Origin of the sequence: Acinetobacter ursingii DSM 16037 = CIP 107286 (assembly GCF_000368825.1) — a bacterium.
GTDB lineage: Bacteria > Pseudomonadota > Gammaproteobacteria > Pseudomonadales > Moraxellaceae > Acinetobacter > Acinetobacter ursingii.
Genome location: NZ_KB849717.1, coordinates 300,726 through 322,287, shown reverse-complemented (window position 1 = coordinate 322,287; position 21,562 = coordinate 300,726). Strand labels below are relative to the sequence as shown.

General features: G+C 40.9%; 16 protein-coding genes and 2 pseudogenes. 10 read left to right on the top strand and 8 right to left on the bottom strand.

Features of this window, described 5'->3' with window-relative positions; all coding sequences use genetic code 11:
• The first annotated feature begins 26 nt into the window (after positions 1 to 26).
• The 4 genes from F944_RS09070 (at position 27) to F944_RS09055 (ending at position 3,990) form a co-directional block, all read left to right on the top strand.
• Positions 27 to 848: an ABC transporter ATP-binding protein gene (locus tag F944_RS09070; RefSeq protein ID WP_010588771.1), complete on the top strand. Its 822-nt coding sequence runs from the start codon at positions 27 to 29 to the stop codon at positions 846 to 848.
• The gene (locus F944_RS09065) at positions 841 to 1,635 is read left to right on the top strand and encodes an ABC transporter permease (protein ID WP_004989603.1); all 795 of its coding nucleotides are present in this window, start codon (positions 841 to 843) and stop codon (positions 1,633 to 1,635) included. The genes F944_RS09070 and F944_RS09065 overlap by 8 nt, the downstream gene beginning before the upstream one ends.
• The gene (locus tag F944_RS09060; RefSeq protein ID WP_004989602.1) at positions 1,635 to 3,071 is read left to right on the top strand and encodes an amidohydrolase family protein; all 1,437 of its coding nucleotides are present in this window, start codon (positions 1,635 to 1,637) and stop codon (positions 3,069 to 3,071) included. The genes F944_RS09065 and F944_RS09060 overlap by 1 nt, the downstream gene beginning before the upstream one ends.
• A gap of 130 nt (positions 3,072 to 3,201) precedes the next feature.
• Positions 3,202 to 3,990, top strand: a complete 789-nt coding sequence (locus F944_RS09055; protein ID WP_004989601.1) for an alpha/beta fold hydrolase — start codon at positions 3,202 to 3,204, stop codon at positions 3,988 to 3,990.
• Between the two features lie 114 nt (positions 3,991 to 4,104).
• Here the strand turns inward: F944_RS09055 and F944_RS09050 are convergent, their stop codons facing one another.
• On the bottom strand, positions 4,105 to 4,761 hold the full coding sequence (locus F944_RS09050; protein WP_004989600.1) for an epoxyqueuosine reductase QueH: 657 nt from the start codon (positions 4,759 to 4,761) through the stop codon (positions 4,105 to 4,107).
• Positions 4,762 to 5,205: 444 nt separating this feature from the next.
• On the opposite strand from F944_RS09050, the pseudogene F944_RS09045 reads away from it, so the two are divergent.
• Positions 5,206 to 5,823, top strand: a pseudogene (locus F944_RS09045) (TenA family transcriptional regulator); the annotation flags it as partial.
• A gap of 57 nt (positions 5,824 to 5,880) precedes the next feature.
• Here the strand turns inward: F944_RS09045 and F944_RS09040 are convergent.
• From F944_RS09040 to F944_RS09010, 7 genes are all read right to left on the bottom strand, one after another.
• Positions 5,881 to 7,884, bottom strand: a complete 2,004-nt coding sequence (locus F944_RS09040; protein WP_004989598.1) for a lipase family alpha/beta hydrolase — start codon at positions 7,882 to 7,884, stop codon at positions 5,881 to 5,883.
• Positions 7,885 to 8,010: 126 nt separating this feature from the next.
• A complete protein-coding gene (locus tag F944_RS09035; protein ID WP_004989597.1) occupies positions 8,011 to 8,940 on the bottom strand; it encodes an ABUW_2363 family tetratricopeptide repeat lipoprotein in 930 nt (309 codons plus the stop codon).
• Positions 8,941 to 9,051: 111 nt separating this feature from the next.
• A complete protein-coding gene (gene cysE / locus F944_RS09030; RefSeq protein ID WP_004989595.1) occupies positions 9,052 to 9,864 on the bottom strand; it encodes a serine O-acetyltransferase in 813 nt (270 codons plus the stop codon).
• The gene (locus F944_RS09025) at positions 9,857 to 10,717 is read right to left on the bottom strand and encodes an RNA methyltransferase (protein WP_004989593.1); all 861 of its coding nucleotides are present in this window, start codon (positions 10,715 to 10,717) and stop codon (positions 9,857 to 9,859) included. The genes cysE and F944_RS09025 overlap by 8 nt, the downstream gene beginning before the upstream one ends.
• Positions 10,718 to 10,736: 19 nt before the next feature.
• On the bottom strand, positions 10,737 to 14,300 hold the full coding sequence (dnaE, locus tag F944_RS09020) for a DNA polymerase III subunit alpha (RefSeq protein ID WP_004989591.1): 3,564 nt from the start codon (positions 14,298 to 14,300) through the stop codon (positions 10,737 to 10,739).
• Between the two features lie 186 nt (positions 14,301 to 14,486).
• A complete protein-coding gene (locus F944_RS09015; RefSeq protein WP_004989587.1) occupies positions 14,487 to 15,554 on the bottom strand; it encodes an asparaginase in 1,068 nt (355 codons plus the stop codon).
• A 115-nt stretch (positions 15,555 to 15,669) separates the two neighbouring features.
• Positions 15,670 to 17,100 (bottom strand): pyridoxal phosphate-dependent aminotransferase, encoded by a 1,431-nt coding sequence (locus tag F944_RS09010; RefSeq protein WP_004989585.1) that lies wholly within the window; start codon positions 17,098 to 17,100, stop codon positions 15,670 to 15,672.
• 228 nt (positions 17,101 to 17,328) lie between these two features.
• Between F944_RS09010 and msrB the strand changes: the two genes are divergently transcribed.
• From msrB to F944_RS08985, 5 genes and pseudogenes are all read left to right on the top strand, one after another.
• Positions 17,329 to 17,748, top strand: coding sequence for a peptide-methionine (R)-S-oxide reductase MsrB (gene msrB / locus F944_RS09005; RefSeq protein WP_004989584.1), 420 nt, complete (start codon positions 17,329 to 17,331; stop codon positions 17,746 to 17,748).
• On the top strand, positions 17,745 to 18,230 hold the full coding sequence (locus tag F944_RS09000; RefSeq protein ID WP_004989581.1) for a glutathione peroxidase: 486 nt from the start codon (positions 17,745 to 17,747) through the stop codon (positions 18,228 to 18,230). Before msrB ends, F944_RS09000 begins: the two co-directional genes overlap by 4 nt.
• Before the next feature lie 20 nt (positions 18,231 to 18,250).
• Complete coding sequence (locus tag F944_RS08995; protein WP_179943801.1) at positions 18,251 to 19,075, top strand: AraC family transcriptional regulator; 825 nt, start codon at positions 18,251 to 18,253, stop codon at positions 19,073 to 19,075.
• A 72-nt stretch (positions 19,076 to 19,147) separates the two neighbouring features.
• Entirely contained in the window at positions 19,148 to 19,768 is a 621-nt protein-coding gene (locus F944_RS08990; protein ID WP_004989576.1) for a LysE family translocator, read from the top strand.
• 277 nt (positions 19,769 to 20,045) lie between these two features.
• Positions 20,046 to 21,470: pseudogene (locus F944_RS08985) on the top strand (TonB-dependent receptor); the annotation flags it as partial.
• Positions 21,471 to 21,562: the final 92 nt, after the last annotated feature.

The following is a 21,562-nucleotide window of genomic DNA, read 5'->3' as shown; positions in this document are numbered from 1 at the left end:
TAAAAATGCCAAAGGGGGAACCTAATATGAATTCAGCAGTTTCGGTCAGTATTGCGACAGAACCTAGTGCAAACCTGAGTAGCCCTATGTTGATGGTGCGTGGCGTAGAAAAAGTGTATCCAAATGGAACACATGCTTTGCAGCGCTTTGATCTGGATATCCAGCGCGGTGAAATTGTGTCACTACTTGGGCCATCGGGTTGCGGTAAAAGTACCTTACTCAAAATGTTTGCCGATCTTGAGCAGCCATCTGCGGGACAGGTGCGCTGGAACGGGAAAGCTGATATGCAATCTCAGTGCAAAATGGCAATGGTGTTCCAAGAAGCAACTTTAATGCCGTGGGCAAATATTCAGGATAATGTGCGTTTGCCACTGGATTTACGACATGTGTCTAAAAATATCAGCAATCAAAAAGTAACCGCTGCTTTAACTTCTGTTGGTCTGGGTAAATTCGGTGAATCTTATCCGAAAGAACTGTCTGGTGGTATGCAGATGCGCGCATCACTGGCTCGTGCATTGGTCACTGAACCTGATTTATTGCTGATGGATGAACCTTTTGGTGCTTTGGATGAGTTTACTCGCCATCGTTTGGACAGTGATATTCGGACTTTGTGGTCTGAGCGTGATTTAACCATTGTTTTTGTCACACACAGTATTTATGAAGCTGTTTTTTTATCGTCACGTGTCATTGTGATGGGTGCGCGTCCTGGTCGAGTAGTGGCTGATATCCGAATTGAAGGCCCTGATCATCGCGATGAACATTTTAGAAACTCAGATATTTTCATGAAGCAATGTGCGCATTTATCTGAAGTATTAGAGCAAGCCAGTGGAGGGGAACATCATGGTTAAACCGTTAATGAGTCATCCTAAATTTCGCCGTATCGCTGCACCATTGGCTTTGGGCGTTATTTTATTATTGATCTGGCAAATTAGCTTGCAACAGCTCAATGTCCCTGTTTATTTGATTCCAAAACCTTCCGATATTGGTCATGCTTTGGTGTCTCAGTCAGGCTTACTTTTTGGAAGTCTGTGGGTAACTTTAAAAGTGACACTACTGGCTTTTATTTGCGCCGTTGTGATTGGAACTTTGATTGCTTTCTTATTTGTACAAAGTCGTGTGATTGAAGCCTGTTTTATGCCTTATGCCATTTTATTTCAGGTCACACCGATTGTTGCAATTGCGCCTTTAGTGATTATCTGGATTCAAAACACGACTTTGGCTTTAGTGGTGTGTGCCATGTTGGTTGCTATTTTCCCAATTTTAACCAATACCACCTTAGGTTTACGCAGTGTCAATGCAGGTTTGTTGAATCTATTTCGTATCAATAAAGCCAGTCGCTGGCAGGAGTTAATGCGTTTACGTGTACCAAATGCGTTGCCATATTTCTTTGGTGGTTTACGGATTTCCAGTGGTTTGGCTTTAATTGGAGCGGTGGTATCCGAGTTTGTTGCTGGAACAGGTGGAACCAGTGCAGGATTGGCGTATCAGATTTTACAGGCAGGATTTCAGCTTGATCTACCGTTAATGTTTGCAGCACTGTTCTTGATTACTTGCACAGGATTGGTTTTATTTGTTGCAATGTCCATGTTAAGTCAAATGTTTCTAAACAAATGGCATGAGAGTGAGCAGACCTGATGAATTATCTAATTAAAAATGCACACGCAATTTTAACAGGTCTGGCTGGTGAAGCAGCGCGTATTCAGGCAGACAGTATACGTATTGGAAATGGCGTTACTACCGAGATTGGCTCATCACTCAGCTTACAGGCCAATGAAACGGTAATCGATGCACGAGATTGCGTGATTTATCCTGCTTGGGTAAATACCCATCATCATTTGTTTCAGTCACTTTTGAAAGGTGAGCCGCAAGGCCTGAATCAAAGTTTGACACCGTGGTTGGCTTCTACACCCTATCGGTTTCGTGGGGCTTTTGATGAAGAAAGCTTTCGATTGGCAGCGCGTATTGGTTTGATTGAACTGCTGCGATCAGGCTGTGGGACTGTCGCAGATCATCATTATTTATATTGGCCAAATATGCCTTTTGATGGCGCGGAAATTTTATTCGATGAAGCCGATCGACTCGGTTTACGTTTTATCCTGTGTCGTGGTGGCGGGACGTTAACCCGCGGGTTGGAAGCAGAACTTCCGCAGGCATTACGTCCAGAAAAATTTGAAAATGTGATTGCTGATATTGAACGTTTAGTCAGTAAATATCATGACAGTCGCCCGCAAGCTTTTAAAAGAATTGTCATGGCGCCAACAACGGCATTACATTCGACTACACCAGAACAATTACGTGAAACGGCACAAGTTGCAAGACGTTTAGGCATTCGCTTACATAGTCATTTGTCTGAAACGGTGGACTATCTGGATGCGGCGCGGGCCAAATTTGGCATGACGCCTGTTCAATTTTGTGCTGAGCATGATTGGGTCGGTGAAGATGTTTGGTTTGCACACTTGGTTAAACTTTTACCAGAAGAAATTCAGCTTTTAGGGCAAACTAAAACAGGGATTGCGCATTGTCCACAAAGTAATGCGCGTCTCGGCAGTGGAATTGCAGATCTGGTAACTCTAGAAAAAGCGGGAATGAATATCTCAATTGGGGTGGACGGTGCTGCCTCCAATGAAGCCGCAGATATGCTGTCAGAAACTCATGCAACATGGATGTTACAGCGCGCCCGTAAAGGTATGTTTGCCCAACCAAAATATGATGGTGGGACGTTTGAAGGCGGGGCTGATGCGGCGACCGTCGAGGATGTCATTCGTTGGGGGACGCAAGGTGGGGCACAGGTTTTGGGTCTATCTGATATTGGTACGCTTGAAGTCGGTCAGCAGGCTGACTTGGTGGTGTATCAACTGGATGATCCACGCTATATGGGGTTGCACGATATGGCAATTGGGCCTGTCGCCAGTGGTGGTCAGGCGCAAATTAAACACATGCTGATTGGCGGTAAGACAGTGATAGAAAACAATCACATTCCAAATCTGGATATGCGTGAATTAGCCGCACAGGCTCGTGAAGCTGTCAAAAAACTTCAGCAGCGCGCTGAAAAAATGGCATTAGCTTCATAAATCTGTATTAAAAAACAACAGCTCTCAATGGAGAGCTTTCTTTTTGCTATTGAAATGTAGTTGATACTTGTGTCGTGATATATACCCGCGCTAGTCTAAGCTATAGAGCAATAAATACAGGTAAATCCTTATGATACTTAATACTCATATCGTCGAATCAGATCATGCAACCAGTAACACACCAGTGGTTTTATTACATGGTTTATTTGGTAGTTTGTCGAATTTGGGTGTTATTGCTCGAGCCTTGAATACCAATCACAAAATCATTCAAATTGATTTGCGTAATCATGGTTTATCACCGCACAGTGATGAAATGAATTATGAAATTATGGCACAGGATGTGATCGATACTTTAGATGAGCTTGGTATTCAACAATTCAGCTTAATTGGTCATTCAATGGGCGGAAAAACCTCCATGAAAATCACAGGATTATATCCTGATCGTGTCGATAAATTGATTGTATTAGATGTGAGTCCCGTGGCTTATCAGGGGCATCGTCATCGAGATATTCTGGATGCCATTAATGCTGTTCGTGCAGAACCGCATGAGTTGAGTCGTAAGCAAGCGACAGAGATTATGAAACCATACATTCCACAAGATGGCGTGATTATGTTTCTACTCAAATCTTTTAATCAGGGACATTGGTTATTCAATGTCGATGCGCTTGAAAAGCAATATCCAAATTTGACTGGCTGGAATGATATTGAGCCGTGGAATAAGCCGTGTTTATTTATTCAGGGCGCGAAGTCTGAATATATTCAAACAGAATATGAAAAAAATATTCGCGAACAATTTCCACTGGCTGAAATTAAAACCATTGAGGGGGTAGGACATTGGTTACATGCAGAAAAACCTGAACAAGTGGTCAAACTTATTCAGGATTTTTTACATGAACAAGGCGAGTCACGCGCTTATTGATGCAGCATAAATCATTAAGATTTGGGCTCTAACTGAAATGAAATAAGCGTTAGAGTCAGTTTTTCTCATCATCTCGTGAAGCTTGAGTTAAGAAATGAGGCATTAAAAAATAAATTAATCAGGATCTGTCGCTGAATAAAACTTCACGCCAAGTTTAATCCGATCACGTCCCTGACTCATGCGCCAGCGATTGCTATCACGTAGCGAATAGACGCAACCGCAATATTCTTGTTGATAAAACTCTTCACGTTTACTGATTTCCAGCATTCGAGTCGCGCCGCCATTTTTACGCCAGTTATAATCCCAATACTGTATGTCTGGATAATGTGATGCAGCACGAATCCCACAGTCATTAATTTGTTGCATATTTTTCCATCGAGAAATGCCCAAGGAACTACTAAAAATTTTAAAATCATGTTCATGGGCGTACAGTGCCGTGCGCTCAAAACGCATATCAAAACACATGGTACAACGAATACCTTTTTCAGGTTCGTTCTCCATTCCTTTGGCACGTTGAAACCAGTTATCTGTATCGTAATCACAATCAATAAAAGGAATACTGTGCTTTTCGGCAAAACGAATATTTTCTTCCTTGCGAATCAAATATTCCTTAACAGGATGGATATTTGGATTATAAAAAAAGATGGAATAATCGATTTCAGAATGCAACAGAGTTTCCATGACCTCACCTGAACATGGTGCACAACATGAATGTAGTAATAATTTATCAGCTTGCGCTGGAAGTTCGAGTTTAATACGTGATTTGCTCATGAAGACAAAATAAAGAATAAAATAGTTTTTAAATTTAACTCAAATCATTCGAAGTAACCTGAAACTTATTCACGTAAAGTTGAGTGATCTTCATTGTTATGTCGTGATTAAAAAATATAGATCTTACAAATCAAAAAATTAAGATAAATTCATGATAAAGACTTACGGAAAAAGGAACTTAATCTCTATAAATATCGAATCGAGATAATAGATAGTCTTCTTTCATTCAAGTTTATTAGACTCTAAGTGTTTATTTCCTTTGATTATCTTCGACTTGGAGAAAATATCCACAAAGTCTCCATAATTTTACTATAATATAACAACTAATAATGATTCTTGTTATTGTTTCTATTTTTTGTTTCAGACATATCAGGGGATATTGCATATGTCTAGTTCTGAGTTAACACAACAGTCATCTGTTCAGGTTCAACAGGTGCCACGGTCGACATGGCCAATGGAAAATTGTCGTTGGCGTGTTTTCGTCTTGCGCTATTGAATTTTTATCCTTTGGTCGCACATTTCCCTTCTTATATGGCACTGGCTTTATCAAAAGCAACCGATTTCACTCAACCGGGTGTTACTGAAAGTCGAGATTGGCTTATTCAGAATATTAAAATTGAAGAAAGGCATCTAAATTGGTATCGAGACTGGGCGGTTGGTTTTGGGCTAACGGTCGATGAGTTGGATCGTGTCACGCCTCCAGTAGAAATGAATGCAGTGAATCATTTTTTATGGAATATGAATTATCGCAGTTCATTGGCTGAATGTCTGGCAGCAACCAACCTTGCGATTGAGTGGGCGACAGGAGATTGGTCAATTCAGGTCTATAAAGGAATTAATGCATATATCGATCATCCTGAAGTCAATATTAATAAGCGTTCACTGGCATGGCTACGTGCGCATGCACATTATGATGATCTGCATCCTTATGAAGCGATGGAACTGATTAAACGTTTATGTGACCATCAACCTGAATTACAAACAAAAGCCTTTAAGGCAGCTCGAGAAGGGCTTGAATATTATGAGTTAGCACTGGATTATTGCTATAAACAACACGCTTAATCGCTAACACAGTGTGAATAAAAAGGCTCTGTCGATTTAAACAGAGCCTTTTTTTGATTATTTGATATTGTGATCTACCAAATGTTGGCGAAGAATACGTCTGAGTTCAAGGACAGCTTCAGGAGTTTCTTGAATCGAATGTCCACCTTTAATGATAACTTCTGATGTTGCTCCATCCAGATGCGCGCTCTTATAAGGAACAATACCATCAGTCATCACATCTGGATCTTTGCTATTAGTTTTGTTGCCAATAATCGAATGGAAAACAAAGCCTTTTGGCGGGTTAATATCTTCAGTTAAAGCCATGAATTTAGATTTATGACTTAAATCACTTGGTCCATTTTGAATAAGACCTTTATCAATACGAGTCAGGATATCTTTCGCATCGATATCTTGATTGGTAATGGTATCAGTCACTGCACCGAGGAAAGCACCAGGTAACTTAATAATTTTACGAGCTGCACGAGTAAACCATAAATCTGCGAAATCAGTTCCACGATTCGGCGATGACATGAAAACAGCACGGTCAAAATTGGTAATTGGTTGAATTTTTAAACGTTCTGATACGATAGGGTGCTTTTTGAGCTTGGCTTGTTGATATGGACTCATCATCGACAAAGCTGATTGAGAAATATCGGCATTACTCACCAAAAGTCGACTGATAATACCACCCATACTGTGTCCAATCAGAACGGCATCTTTGTCGGCTGGATCATTTGGATTGAGTGCACCAAACGCTTGTTTAAGCAGAGCATATATTTGGAAACGGCTCTCCAATATCGGCATATTGGTCGAATAAAAGACCTGCCATACCTGATAATGTTCACGTAAGATACTGTCTCCCATAATATCATTGGTTAATGCAATCCAAGCTTCAGGGCTACTTGCTAAACCATGAACCAGAACAATCACTTTTTTGTTTGGATTATAGGGTTCAAGCATGTAAAGATGTGGCATGGTCAACCGTTCTTCACGGTCAATCAGGCTCAAATATGCAGCAGCGCCTAAATTATTTTCTGCAAGCCATAAACCGTATGGGGCAGAAAAATTGGCAGCCAATGGATAGCTCTTTCCTGCGATATCCACATTTTCAGTACGATATGGATCCATGACCTGCACAGTAATGTTAGGTGAATTAATAATGTCATCAACACTCTCTGCTTTGACTGGTCGCGCGACGATGGTTGCAGATAGATATCGAGCCTTGTGGATATTAGGGTTTATGCTTGTTTGGTAAGATGCATTGAGAGGATCGAGAATATATTTATTATTGTATTTTTCCTCTGATGCTGGGAAAACCGCGACAAACTCTGATCCGAAACCATCTCGACGGTTAATGGTACGTAGCCCAGAGAAATTCAAATTATAGCTTGAGATAAATCGATCTAACTCTTTATTTTTTAACAGTTGATATTGATCCAGATTGATATTGTAAATGCTATTACCAATTTTTACGCTATCAGTTGCTTTTTTCACACTTGAACGTTGCGCGCTAATCGTCACTAATTTGGCAATGGCCTGATTATAAAAATCGCGAATTTGAACTTGTCTGTTATCAAAAATACGATCTATCGGTTTGCGTTTGGTCTTAAATAAGTATGCATAACTATAACGAATACTTTTATCCAGCATTTTGAGTTGTTCAGTTTGACAGTCATCATAGGTTTGTTGCGTTTGTCGTTGATGGTCTTCTGAACGATGCTTGGTAATGCTGCTCACGGTACATGCAGAGGATTTATCCAATTGCATGGCTTTGGCTAGATAGAGTTCACTTGCCGTTGAGAGAAATTGCTCATCGACAATTTCAGGGATCATTTTGAGTTCATTGACACAGGACGTCGGTTGATCCATACAAATTTTGGCTTCACGTCCAGACATGGAAAGAACATTTAGGCTCGCTTCACTTAATTTGTCTTGCATCAAAATACTATTACGTTCATTGGCAATAGTGACATTCACTGCTTGTTGTTTGACACTAACAACCTGACATCCGCTCAGCAGTGTAATTGAAAAGGCAGAAACCAAAAATAAAGTGCTATTTTTTTTTCTAAAATTAATCATGGTTTATAAAGAGAATCTGATAGAAACTTAGTTTGATCATACGTGATCTGTGTGAATTTTCAATTCACCCCAATTATAATTCACAAAAAAGGCTGTAGAAACAGCCTCATTATGAAAGGGATGATATTAAGATGCAGGTTTAGCTGCTATGGCAGGATTATTTAACACCTGCCAGACATTCCATCGTCCTTGTTTCTCAATCTCAGTGAGCAAACGGTCAGCGACTTCTGCTTCATCTGGATATTTGATTTTGTAATTTTTTAGGGTTTGGATCGCGTTTTTCTTTTGTTCCATTGCAATGTAGTTATTGACAGAAGCTAAATAAGCTTCTTGTACACCGCCTTGCATGGCTTTATTTAAATAAGGAATAGCTTCGCTTTGACCACCACCTTCAGATAAACCAAAACCAAACCAGAAATTCGCTTCTGGGTCTTCTGGATTAATTTTGAGTAAACGTTGAGCGTAGGTCAGCGATTTAGTGGTATAGGCAGAGCCTAAATCCAGATTACGACCTAAAACACTGGCTTTGAACGCACGAATAAGCACGTCAAATGATGCATTTGGATTGGTTGCTAGCGTATCTAATTGATGTGAAACTTCTTTTAATTTGCTTTCGTAGCCTTTACGTTCCTGACGATCGGTGAAGCGTGGTGGATAATGACGGGCTTTACCTTCAACCAATTGTAAAAAGTCATCTATATCAGTGACATCAAGCTCATTTTCACCAGCAAGGGCTGCATATTTCATCGAGCGAGTGTTGCTATTGACCGTTGGAATAATCAGTTTATTGACATCAAGCGTAATACTTTTATTTGGATCGTTTGGGTCTTTAACCACCATTTTGGTTACAGGCTGAGCCGCAGCTTCTTTAAGAGCAACTTCAAAAGGAGGGGGGGCATCATAATTGAATGGATTTAATGCATAAAATGGAGGTGAAACGTCAGGTTCGGTAAAAACAAAAGGTTCAGGTGCATTATTTTTTTTGACAGCAACAGGACTACATGCAGTTAATAGCGACGCTGCGAGTAGTGTGTATGCCAAAGGCTTAAGCATCATATAAACGTCCATTCTTTGTTGTTTAAAGTTAAAAAGATGTTTGTCGAGCCAGTCTAAGAAAAGCCAGACAAACATGCAATGAGAGACGTGTTACAGTATTAAACCAATTGTTTAAGCTTTAGACGAACTGCTTTGAGCTTCACATTCGCGTCGAACTTCTTCAATGATTTTGAGTTCTTCTTCGCTAAATGGTTGCTCTTCCTGATTTTGCTTTTTAAAGGTCGGGTCGAGCAGTGATAATCGTTGGCACAAGGTATTCATACGTGCTTCGTTGTTCTGGATTCGATCCAGCAAAACACGCATACCTTCTAAAATAGGATCAGTCTGATCACTGGTCGTTGCATAAGGCTGAAAACCAATACTTTCAGCATAATTGCGACGACGTTGTTCTTCTTCATTCTCTGTGACTTTATCTTTATAGATAAAACGGGCAGGGTTACCCACCGCAGTGACGCCTGCTGGGACTTCTTTGGTCACAACCGCATTTGAGCCGACTTTGGCGCCTTTGCCGACTGTAAACGGCCCCAAAATTTTGGCACCTGCACCTACAATCACGCCATCTTCAAGTGTTGGATGACGTTTGCCTTTATTCCAAGTCGTGCCGCCTAAAGTCACTCCATGATATAGCGTGACATCATCACCAATTTCAGCCGTTTCACCAATCACCACGCCCATACCATGATCGATAAAAAAGCGTTTACCAATTTTGGCACCGGGATGAATCTCAATCCCTGTTGCGAAACGGCTAAAAGTCGATAATAAGCGCGCGCCACTTTTACAGTCTTTTTCCCAGAGTTTATGCGCGACACGGTGCATGATCAGGGCATGAATACCCGGATAGTTCGTAATGACTTCTAAGGTATTGCGAGCTGCTGGATCACGCGCAAATACAGCCTGAATATCTTCTTTGAGCTGTTTAAGCATTGGATTGATCCTCTTTATCCATTGATGTTTTTTTCCATGTGCCCTGACTCAATGCTTGGACACGGCTAAATATGCCACGAAGTAAATGATATTCCATACGATCTAATTGTATACGTCCAAACAGACGGCGCAAGCGTAAAGGTAACAGTCGTGGATTTTGGGGATCAAGGAACTCGATATCCACCAGCATTTTTTCTAAATGTGGATAGAATTCTTCCATTTGTTTATGTGTGACCAAAGGTTCATCCCAATCCATGGCTGTGTCAGCGGTCACAGGCATTTGCTCAGCATTGGCATTTTTTTCTGATTCGCTCTCATGTTCAAGCTGCTGTAAAGTTGCCATACGCATTTCATAGCAGACCACTTGAATGGCTTGCGCTACATTCAGTACACCATACTCAGTATTGACAGGAATGGTCAGATGGTAATTGGCCAATGCCAGCTCTTCATTGGTTAAGCCACGATCTTCACGACCAAATACAATTGCTATTTGCTGCTGCTTTTGTAAGACTGCCTGCATGGACAGTTCAGCGGCAGGGCGTACATCCAGCAATGGCCATGGAATGGTGCGGCTACGCGCACTGGTGCCAAACACAAGATGACAGTCTTCAATCGCTTCCTCTAGAGTGTCTACAATCTCAATCTGATCAATTAATTCCTGTGCACCTGCTGCCAATGCATCAATATCGGGATGAGGATAGGTTTTGGGTTTGACCAAAACCAGTTTGCTCAGTCCCATGGTTTTCATGGCTCTGAGTGCGCTACCAATATTGGCAGGCAAGGTGGTATTCACCATGACAATTTTTACATGCGACAAAGATTGTGAAACTGACGCATTGTCAGATGTATTCATAAATAATCCAGACTAAATTTTAAGAATATTGAGAAACTTCAGCCTGATACAAATCCATGGCTTCATCCATAGACAGATCGGTTGGCGGTGGCGCAAGTGGCGCGGTTCGTACGGGTTCGGCTGCTTTTGCGGCTTTGGACTTCACTTGGTATTCGATATACACCGATTCTTTGCCAAAATAATCACGTAATTTCACCAGTAGTTCATCCAGTGGTGCAACTTTCCAGTTTTGTCCTAAATGTAATTCCGCTGTAGCATAATTTTGCTCGATTGCGATTTGCACTGGAATGTGTTGGCACAGATCAATATTACAAAACGGTAAAATGATTTGCTGTAGATCATGTGCCAATGCTGGATTCATTAAATCTTGGGTCGGCTGAATCCGAATATGATTGGCGCGTTTTTGCCGAATTTCATTCAGGCTAAACGCTTTGCTTAAACGTGCCATTGGACGGTCAAAGCCTTCTCGTTCGTAAATTTCACCCTCAATCACCACCACTTGTTCAACTTGGACAATATCTTTGAAACGTTGAAAGCGTTCATGGTTACAACTGACTTCAATTCGGGCAGTACCATCATCCAGTGTAATCATGATTCGATTCGGAAAGTTGGCAACGTCCAGCACCAGTCCTGCAAATACGGTGGTTTGACCCCGACGCGTCGGGGTCAACTCGTTAATTTTAAGTGGAATAAACGCTTTTAACTCTGAACGATACACATCAATTGGATGGCCAGTTAAATATAAGCCCAGTATATCTTTTTCACCTTTAAGCCGAACCTCATCTGACCATGGTTTTACGGGTTTAGCAGGTTTACGTTGAACTTCTTCAACTTCACCAAACAAATCCATAATTCCAGTTTCACGGTTTTGTCGCGCTTGTTCCGCCGCCTGTACGGCTTCAGGCAATTGTGCCATTAAACTGGAGCGTTCAATACCTAAACAGTCTAGTGCACCTGCACGAATTAACGCTTCAAGAGTACGTTTATTGATTTTTTTCAGATCAATTCGATGGCAAAAATCAAACAGGTCGGTATAAGGGCCGTCTTTTTCACGCGAGTCGATCACGGATTGCATGGCTTGTTCGCCTACGCCTTTGATCGCACCTAAACCATAGACCACGGTTTTTTCGTCACTGGCATGGAAGCGATAAATCGACATATTCACAGAAGGCGGCAAAACGTCTAGACCATTACTACGGCAGTCATCAATCAAAAACACCACGTTGTCGGTGTTTTGCATTTCTGATGACATCACCGCGGCCATAAATTCAGCAGGATAATGTGCTTTTAACCACGCAGTATGATAGGCGACGAGAGCATAAGCCGCAGCATGCGATTTGTTAAAACCATAGCCTGCAAACTTTTCCATATAGTCAAAGATATGGTTGGCTGTGGCTTCATCAATATCTTTTTGGGCAGCACCTTCGATAAAGATCTGGCGTTGTTTCACCATTTCTTCAGGTTTCTTTTTCCCCATCGCTCGACGCAGCAAGTCTGCGCCACCAAGTGTATACCCTGCACAGAACTGTGCCGCCTGCATCACCTGTTCCTGATACACCATAATGCCGTAAGTCGGTTCGAGTACACTTTCGAGTAATGGATGCAAATATTCAAACTCGCCACCATGCATACGGTGAATAAAGTCAGGAATCAGATCCATCGGACCGGGACGATACAAAGATACAAAGGCAATAATTTCTTCAAATTTACTTGGGCGTGCTTCTTTGAGCATGCGCTTCATACCGACGGATTCAAACTGGAACACCGCTGTCGTATTTGCATCTGCGAAGACTTTATAGGCATCGACATCATCAAGTGGAACACGTTCAATCGCCAGCGGCTCTTTGACATCGCTACGTTTATTAATATTTTGAATCGCGTCTTCAATCACGGTCAGGTTACGTAAACCCAAAAAGTCGAATTTGACCAAGCCTGCGGCTTCAACGTCATCTTTATCAAATTGCGCAACACGGCTGGTTCCATCTGCTTCACACATGACGGCCGAATAATCTGTGATTTTACCCGGCGCAATCACCACGCCACCTGCGTGTTTACCTGTATTACGGGTAATCCCTTCCAGTTTGAGTGCCATATCCCAAATTTCACTGGCATCATCATTATCTGGATTAGAGGGATTGGTGACGATGTCCTTGAGCTGCGGTTCCATGTCAATGGCTTGCTTTAGATCGACACCTAAAGGTTTGGTCGGCACCATTTTGGAGATACGATCGGCCAAACCATAGGATTTACCCAAAACCCGCGCTACGTCTCGGATTGCACCTTTGGCCGCCATCGTACCAAAGGTTGCAATCTGGGACACGGCTTCACGTCCATAAGTACGCGATACATAATCAATCACGCGGTCACGACCTGCAATACAAAAATCGACATCAAAGTCGGGCATTGATACACGTTCTGGGTTTAAGAAACGCTCAAATAGTAGATCGTAGCGTAGGGGGTCAAGATCGGTAATTTTTAAACTATACGCCACCAATGAGCCCGCACCCGAACCCCGTCCTGGGCCAACAGGTACGCCGTTATTTTTGGCCCATTGAATGAAGTCCATCACGATCAGAAAGTAACCCGGGAAGCCCATTTTTAGAATAATATCAACTTCATATTTGATACGTTCATCGTAGGGTTTACGAATCTCATTCCAGTCTTCATCACGTTCGGCAACAGGATAGAGTAATTCCAGACGTTCTTCTAAACCGACTTTGGATAAATGCTCAAAGTAGGTATCAATGGTAAAGCCTTCTGGAATCGGATAATCAGGCAAAAAGTAAGTACCCAGTTGTAAACTGACATTACAACGCTGAGCAATATAATAGGTATTGTCTAAAGCGCTGGGAATGTCTGAGAATAATTCAGCCATTTCTTCGGCTGTTTTAAAATATTGTGCTGGACTATAGTTTCTTGGGCGGCGATCATCTGCCAGAACATAACCATCGGCGATACAGACACGCGCTTCATGCGCTTCAAAGTCATCACTTTCAATAAAGTGAACGTCATTGTGAGCCACGACTCCGACATGGTATTTTGCAGCGAGTTTAACCGCTTCCTGAATATAATCTTCTTCACCAGCACGATCGGTACGGGTGAGAGCAAGATAAACCCGATTACCAAATTTTTCTTGCCAGGCTTCAAGTAAAGCTTCAGCTTTTTGTGGATTGGAAGAACACAGCATTTTACCAACGTCACTATGTTGCCCTAATAGCACAATCATGTCTTGATGTTGCTGTAAAACCCATTCTTTTTGTACACAAGGAATACTAAGTTGCTGGCCTTCGATAAAACCACGTGACACAATTTCAGTCAGACTACGCCAGCCATCATTGGTCATGGCAAGCAGGGTAACGCGATGTTCAGCATCATTCAGACGAATTTCGCTGCCCAAAATTGGTTTAATCCCTTTAGAGAGACAACTCTCATAAAACTTGACCGCAGCATGTAAATTGGAAAGATCGGTTAATGCCAAAGCAGGCATACTTTCATTGACCGCAGCTTTGATCAGATCAGGTATCCGCACAATTGATTCGGTAATCGAAAACTCTGTATGAATACCAAGATGAACAAACTGCATAACACGATCCTGACCAAGTCCGTCGATGAATATAAGGTGCCAGTAGTTTAACATGCTCTGAGTTGAGCCGTTGTCTATTATTTTTCCAATAAAAACATAATCACTTTTTATGGGAAATACAATGTAAAAAGAAGCTCAATATGGGAAGTTGAGCTTCTTTTCAAATCATAGCTGAAAAACAGCAGATTAGTACTGCCAGAACATCCGCTGGATTTCTTTGGCATCATTGGTTTTGGTCAAAGCTAACGCTGCAAGAAGACGTGCTTTTTGTGGATTTAAATCGTGTGAGACAATCCAGCCATATTGATCATCGGGTTGTTCTGCGTTGCGTAGTACAAAGCCTTGAGGCACTCGTGATGAACGGATAATTTGAATGCCTTGTTCATCATGGAGTTGTCTTAAAGTTGGAACAATATAGTTTGCCACCGAACCGTTACCTGTACCTGCATGAATAATGGCTTTTGCGCCTGCTTTGGCGTAGGCCAAGTATGCATCAGGCAGCATTGAATCTGAACCATATACAATTTGCACCAATGGCAACTGATCACCCTTAATATTTTCAATATTAAATTCAGACGTATTGTTAAAACGTTTGACCGAGCTTCTAAACCAATAAGGTTTACCTTCTACTAGCGTCCCTAAAACGCCCCATTGGCTAGCAAATGCGTTGGTATGAATATTAATGGTTTTGGTGACATCTCGTGCAGCAAAGATGGAGTCATTCATCAGCACCATGACGCCTTTATTTTTAGCTTCATCAGAAGCAGCCAGCGCCACTGCACTATACAGATTAAGAGGGCCATCGGCTGAAAGCGCGGTTGATGGACGCATTGAACCCACCACCACAATCGGTTTATCAGTATGAATCACCAAGTTGAGGAAAAATGCAGTTTCTTCTAAAGTATCTGTGCCGTGGGTAATCACAATTCCATTCACAGATGGTTTTTTGACTAAGTCATTGACTTGACGCGCCAGTGAAAGCAATTCTTTATCGGTAATGCTTTCAGACGCAATCTGTAAAGCTTGAACGCCACTGACATTGGCGAGATCTTTGACTTGGGGAACAGCATTGATTAACGCATCGACTGGAACTTTGGCAGCAGTATAGGTTGCACTATTAGTTGAACTTGCTCCTGCACCAGCGATGGTTCCACCTGTTGCAACTACCACGACGTTATTTTTTGCATATAAAGACGCTGATGCAGCGAGCAGAGTCAGCGCAAGACCACATGATTTAAAAGTTTTACTTATCATTAACCGTTTCCTAGTTGTTAAAATTCCATTAAAAAGCAATGTCTATGCCAGACATTGCTTTAATTTATGATTTTTTAAACACCTAAGTCATTGGCAAATTATTATGTAGTCATAATTAACGCTTTGTGGCTAAGAAACGACCTAAACGGGTAATGGCTTCGCGTAGTTCATTTTCCGCAGGTAAAAACACTAAACGGAAATGATCAGGCGTTTGCCAGTTAAAGCCTGTTCCTTGCACCAAAAGAACTTTCTCTGCACGTAAAAAGTCCAGCATCAGTTGTTCATCATCTTCAACGTGATACATATTGGGATCAAGTTTTGGGAAACAATACATCGCACCTTCAGGTTTGACACAACTAACTCCTGGAATTTCATTGAGCATTTCCCAAGCAATATTGCGTTGTTCATATAAGCGACCACTTGGTCGAATCAAGTCATTAATAGACTGGTAACCGCCAAGCGCAGTCTGAATCGCATATTGAGCTTGATGATTGGCACATAAACGCATGGATGCCAACATATCTAGACCTTCGATATAATCTTTGGCGCGGGATTTATCGCCTGTAATGGCCATCCAGCCCGAGCGATAGCCTGCGATACGATACGACTTTGACAGTCCATTAAACGAAATACACAATTGATCGCCTGCTAAAGCAGCTAAGGCGACGTGTTCAATACCGTCATAAATAATTTTGTCGTAGATTTCATCGGCAAATAAAATCAGATCATGCTTTTTCGCCAAAGCGACAATTTGCTCTAAGACATGGCGCGGGTACACCGAACCTGTCGGATTGTTGGGATTAATCACCACAATCCCGCGTGTATTCGGCGTGATTTTACTTTCCATATCCACAATATCTGGATACCAACTATTTTCTTCATCACATTTATAGTGAATCGCTGTGCCGCCAGACAAATTCACTGCTGCTGTCCATAAAGGGTAGTCAGGCATTGGCACTAGCATTTCGTCGCCATCATCGAGCAGACCTTGCATAGCCATAACAATGAGTTCAGATACACCATTACCAACATACACGTCATTGACATGCATATCGCGAATGCCTTTTTGTTGATAATACTGGCAAATTGCTTTACGGGCAGGAAATATCCCTTTTGAGTCAGTATAACCAATGGCATTGGGTAAATTTAGTGCAACATCATTAATGATTTCTTGTGGTGCTTCAAAGCCAAAAGGGGCGGGGTTACCAATATTCAGTTTAATAATTTTGTGGCCTTGTTCTTCCATCTCATTGGCCGCTCGTAACACAGGTCCACGAATGTCGTAGCAAACATGCTCAAGCTTAGACGATTTTTTAATTTCTCGTGGCGTTTGATGTGTTGTGTTCATTTTGGGGCTCTCAGAAGGAGTAGGGGTCACTTTTGCATAACGATATAAATAACTTTTAAATGTTTCGGTTGTTACCAGATCAAGGTCATGTTGATCTCGAAGTAAGGCAACAATCTTTTCATGCGTAAATCCTGCCAGTTGATATTGTTTGATCACGGGCAGTAGATTTTTAAAAATAACGCTTTTTTTCTGCGACATTTTTTAATCCTGAGCAAGAATAGCGCTAAGCCTATCATATTTATGCTCACAAAAAAGCAATATTAGAAAATAAAATGCTCACCTTGTTTTATTATTTTGCTTACTTTTTGCTTTTATGAGAATTATAAGTGTTTTGTAATTTGTGAAGTAAAGACTAGAAATTTTAGAATGAATCACGTAAATATAGAATTATTCTATTTAAACAGTTAGATGAATAGGGAAATGGTCATGGGAAAACTCAATAAAACAGAACGAGAATGGCAAAGAGAGTTATCACCAGAAGAGTACCGAATTACGCGACAAAAAGGCACTGAACCTGCTTTTACCGGGCAATATTGGAACACCAAGCAGCAAGGAACGTATGTTTGTCGTTGTTGTGGTACCGAGCTTTTTACATCGGACACCAAGTATGACAGTGGTAGTGGCTGGCCTAGCTTTTATCGACCTGTCAATGCAGGCGCGATTGATGAACAGGAAGACTCAACCCATGGTATGACACGTACAGAAATTATTTGCCATAATTGCGATGCGCATTTAGGACATGTATTTGAAGATGGACCACAGCCGACAGGACTACGTTACTGCGTAAATTCGGCTTCATTACAACTAAAAACCAACGAAAAGAATGATGAGGAAACTTATCCATGACGAGTCTTTATCAGTTTGAAGCTGAATTATTAGAGGGTGACACTAAGCAGATGTCTGACTATGAGGGCAAAGTGCTTTTAATTGTCAATACTGCAAGTAAATGTGGCTTCACACCACAATTTGCGGGCTTAGAAAAAGTATACGAAAAATATAAAGATCGAGGCTTTGAGGTACTAGGTTTTCCTTGTAATCAATTTGGGGGGCAGGATCCAGGTTCGAATGATGAAATTGGAGCTTTTTGTCAGCGAAACTATGGAGTTGATTTTCCTATGTTTGCTAAAGTGGATGTCAAAGGCCCTGAAGCACATGCCATTTTTCGCTATCTGACGCGTGAAGCCAAAGGCATTTTGGGTAGCGAAAGCATTAAATGGAATTTTACCAAATTCCTTGTTAGTAAGGATGGTAAAGTGCTGAATCGTTATGCACCCACCACGAAACCTGAGAGTATAGAAGAAGATATTGAAAAAGCATTGGCTCAATAATATTTATACAGAAATTGAGTATGTCTCACTCAGATATCGCATTCTGGAGTGATCCTCGCATGCCTTATGTGGAAACACGTAAGGCATGTCAAAGTCGTATTTGCTATAAAGCGCATAGTCATCCGACTTTTTCAATTGGTGCTGTAGATCAGGGGCAAAGCCGCTTCAGTAGCTATTTACATACGACAGAGAATATTGAAGCGGGTTCAATTGTTTGTATTCCTGCATATATTGAACACGCGTGTAATCCATTGCCAGATCAGGCGTGGAGTTATCAGATGATGCATCTTGATCTGGATTGGCTTAAGCAATTATTAGAAGAATCCGTTACAGAGTGTATTTGCAACCAGATCCCTGAGTTAGTGCCAGAAATTATCAAAAAGCCTGAAATTTATCAGCATTTTTGTCAGTTGAATGATACTTTATTTGATCCAGGACGAACCATTTTAGAAAAAGAGCAATCTTTGGTTGAAACACTTACGCAGATTATTTTTCCATCATTACAATTAAAGCAAGTAGAGGAAAAACTTTATCTTCAGCAACATCTAAAACATTTAGTTGATCTTATTGTTCAGTACGAGCATTTTCTTTCACTTGAGCAATTATCCGCACAAAGTGGTATTAGCCGTTACGCGATTATTCGTTTATTTAAAAGAAACTTTGGTCTGACACCTCATGCTTTTCAACTCAATTTGAGAATTAATCAAGCGCGAGACAGGTTGAAAAGCGGGAGCTCAGTCGTCGATATCGCTTATGATTTGGGCTTTAGTGATCAAAGTCATTTCCATCGCGTGTTTAAAAGCTTAACAGGCGTAACGCCAAAACAATATCAGAGTGGCTTTTAAACGCAATTTTATACAAGAACACGATTTGACATTTGCCTAAGCTGCGATTTTTGATCTGACCGAATATTGTTTATGGAACTCTTTTTAGCGATTGCGGTGACTCATTTTGTTGCTTTACTCTCACCTGGGCCAGATTTCTTTTTAATTTTAACGACTTTGCTTGCTCGAAATAAAAAGGCAGCACAGCAGGTCTGCTTAGGGATTGCTCTCGGAAATGCTTTAATTTTATGGGTAGTTTTTTCCAGTTGGTACTTACTTGGAAAAATAGATCACTCGACTTTGAAATATTTAAAATGGGGAGGTGCATGTTACCTCTTTTATCTGTCATTTTTGTGTTTACGTCATGCGCATGCCAAGATTGAAATTTATCAAACTGAATCATCTCAATATTCTTCTTTTTCTGCTTTAAGACAATTATTACTTGGATTGCAATCCAGTTTACTTAATCCTAAAAATATCCTTTTTTATAGCAGCTTAACCTTACTCGTTTCTGAAAAATTTAATGTTTATCAAAAAATTACCATTTCAGTGTGGATGGTGATGGTAGTTTTAATTTGGAATTTATTTTTGCTGAGATTATTATCACATGAGCGCTGGATGGTCGCTTTACGCAGCCATTCTAAATGGCTTTACTATCTTTCTGGGTTAAGTTTTGTGGGGTTTGCAAGCCTTTTGATGTTGACTCCATCTTAGACATTCTTTAGAAAAAAATGATGTTTCTCATGGACTTTTTCATCAGTCTCTTTTATTTAGCCCTATGGGAGGAAATAAAGAGGGTGTAAACAATGATGAAAAGAAGTCTAATGTTGATAATGAATAAATTACATTGAAGTTTTTTACATGAAAAATTGCAATCGAATTGTGAAGTTCTATTAATAAAAACATTCTGTATTTGAGAAAAGTTATTTAAATTATTTTTATTCTCATTTAGTATCATCGCAATTTTATAAACTGTACTCGTGGAATTGTGATGATCAAACTTAAACCGCTTGTCTTGATGATGGCTTGTGCATCAGGCTATATCATTACCCATGCTGATGATCAGGTTTCTCAGCAATCAGAGTCGGATGGTCAACCCGCAACTGCTTTGGAAACTATTCGTGTGGTTGCTAGTGCAGATGCTTCTGCAACAGGGCTTATGGAAGCCTACGCAGGAGGTCAGGTGGCTAGTGGTGGACGAGTAGGAATTTTTGGTAATCAAAAAAATTTAGATACGCCGTTTAACTTGACCAGTTATACCAATCAATATATTCAGGAACGTCAAGCCAAAAGCGTGGGTGACGTTTTAAAGGCAGATCCAAGCGTTCGTGTAGGACGCGGTTATGGTAATTTTCAGGAAAACTATTATATCCGTGGTTTTAATTTAGGTTCAGATGATACCGCCTATAATGGACTGTACTCGATCTTGCCACGTCAATATATTCCAACAGAGCTTTTTGAGCGGGTTGAAGTGCTGAAAGGGGCTTCTTCATTTTTAAATGGAGCGATGCCAAGTAATGGGGGGATTGGCGGGGCAATTAACTTATTACCTAAACGTGCAGGCAATGAGCCTTTAAACAGTGTAACTGTGGGCACTGACTTTAATGGTGGCTATATTTCAAGTGATATTTCACGCCGTTTGGGAGAGGATCAACAGTTTGGTGTTCGAGTAAACACCGCCTATCACGGAGGTGATACTCCAGTTGATGATGAAGAAAAATCTTTGGGACTTGTCTCAGTCGGGCTAGATTACCGTGGCGATCGTTTGCGTCTATCTGGAGATATGGGATATAGCAATAATCGTTTAACAGCAACGCGTCCAAGTGTAACTTTGGGTAGTGGTATCACCTCAATTCCGACACCTGTTGATAGTTCAAGTAATTATGCACAAAAATGGTCTTATTCCAACGAAGAAGATTATTTTGGAAGTTACCGCGCTGAATATGATTTAACCGATGCGATTACGGCCTATGCTGCTTATGGTTTTCGTCATGGTCAAGAACAAAATAGCTTGGGTAATGTGACACTTACAAATGCAAACACGGGTGATTCTACCTTCTATCGTTTTGATAATGCACGTGTGGATATGGTGAATACGGGGGAAGTCGGTATTCGAGGAAAATTGGATACGGGTTCTGTTCAACATAACTTAGTGCTGTCTGCGTCAGCTTTTCAACAGAATACCCGTAATGCATATTTTATGGATTGGGCAAGTCAGCTAGCTACCAATATTTATCAGCCAGTCCAATATGATCAGCCTGAAGCACTAAATCCGTTATTTAATGGTAATGATATGGATTCACCAAAGCTTACGACAAGAACAAGACTTAGAAGTATTGCTATTGGTGATAATTTAAAAGCCTTTGATGATAAATTGATTGTTATGTTGGGTGGTCGTTATCAGACCATTATTAGAGGTGGATCAGGAAATTTGAACAACACTTATAAGTTATATTTTGCTCCCCAAATGATGTTATAAACATCAATATATGGAGTATTTTATGGCAC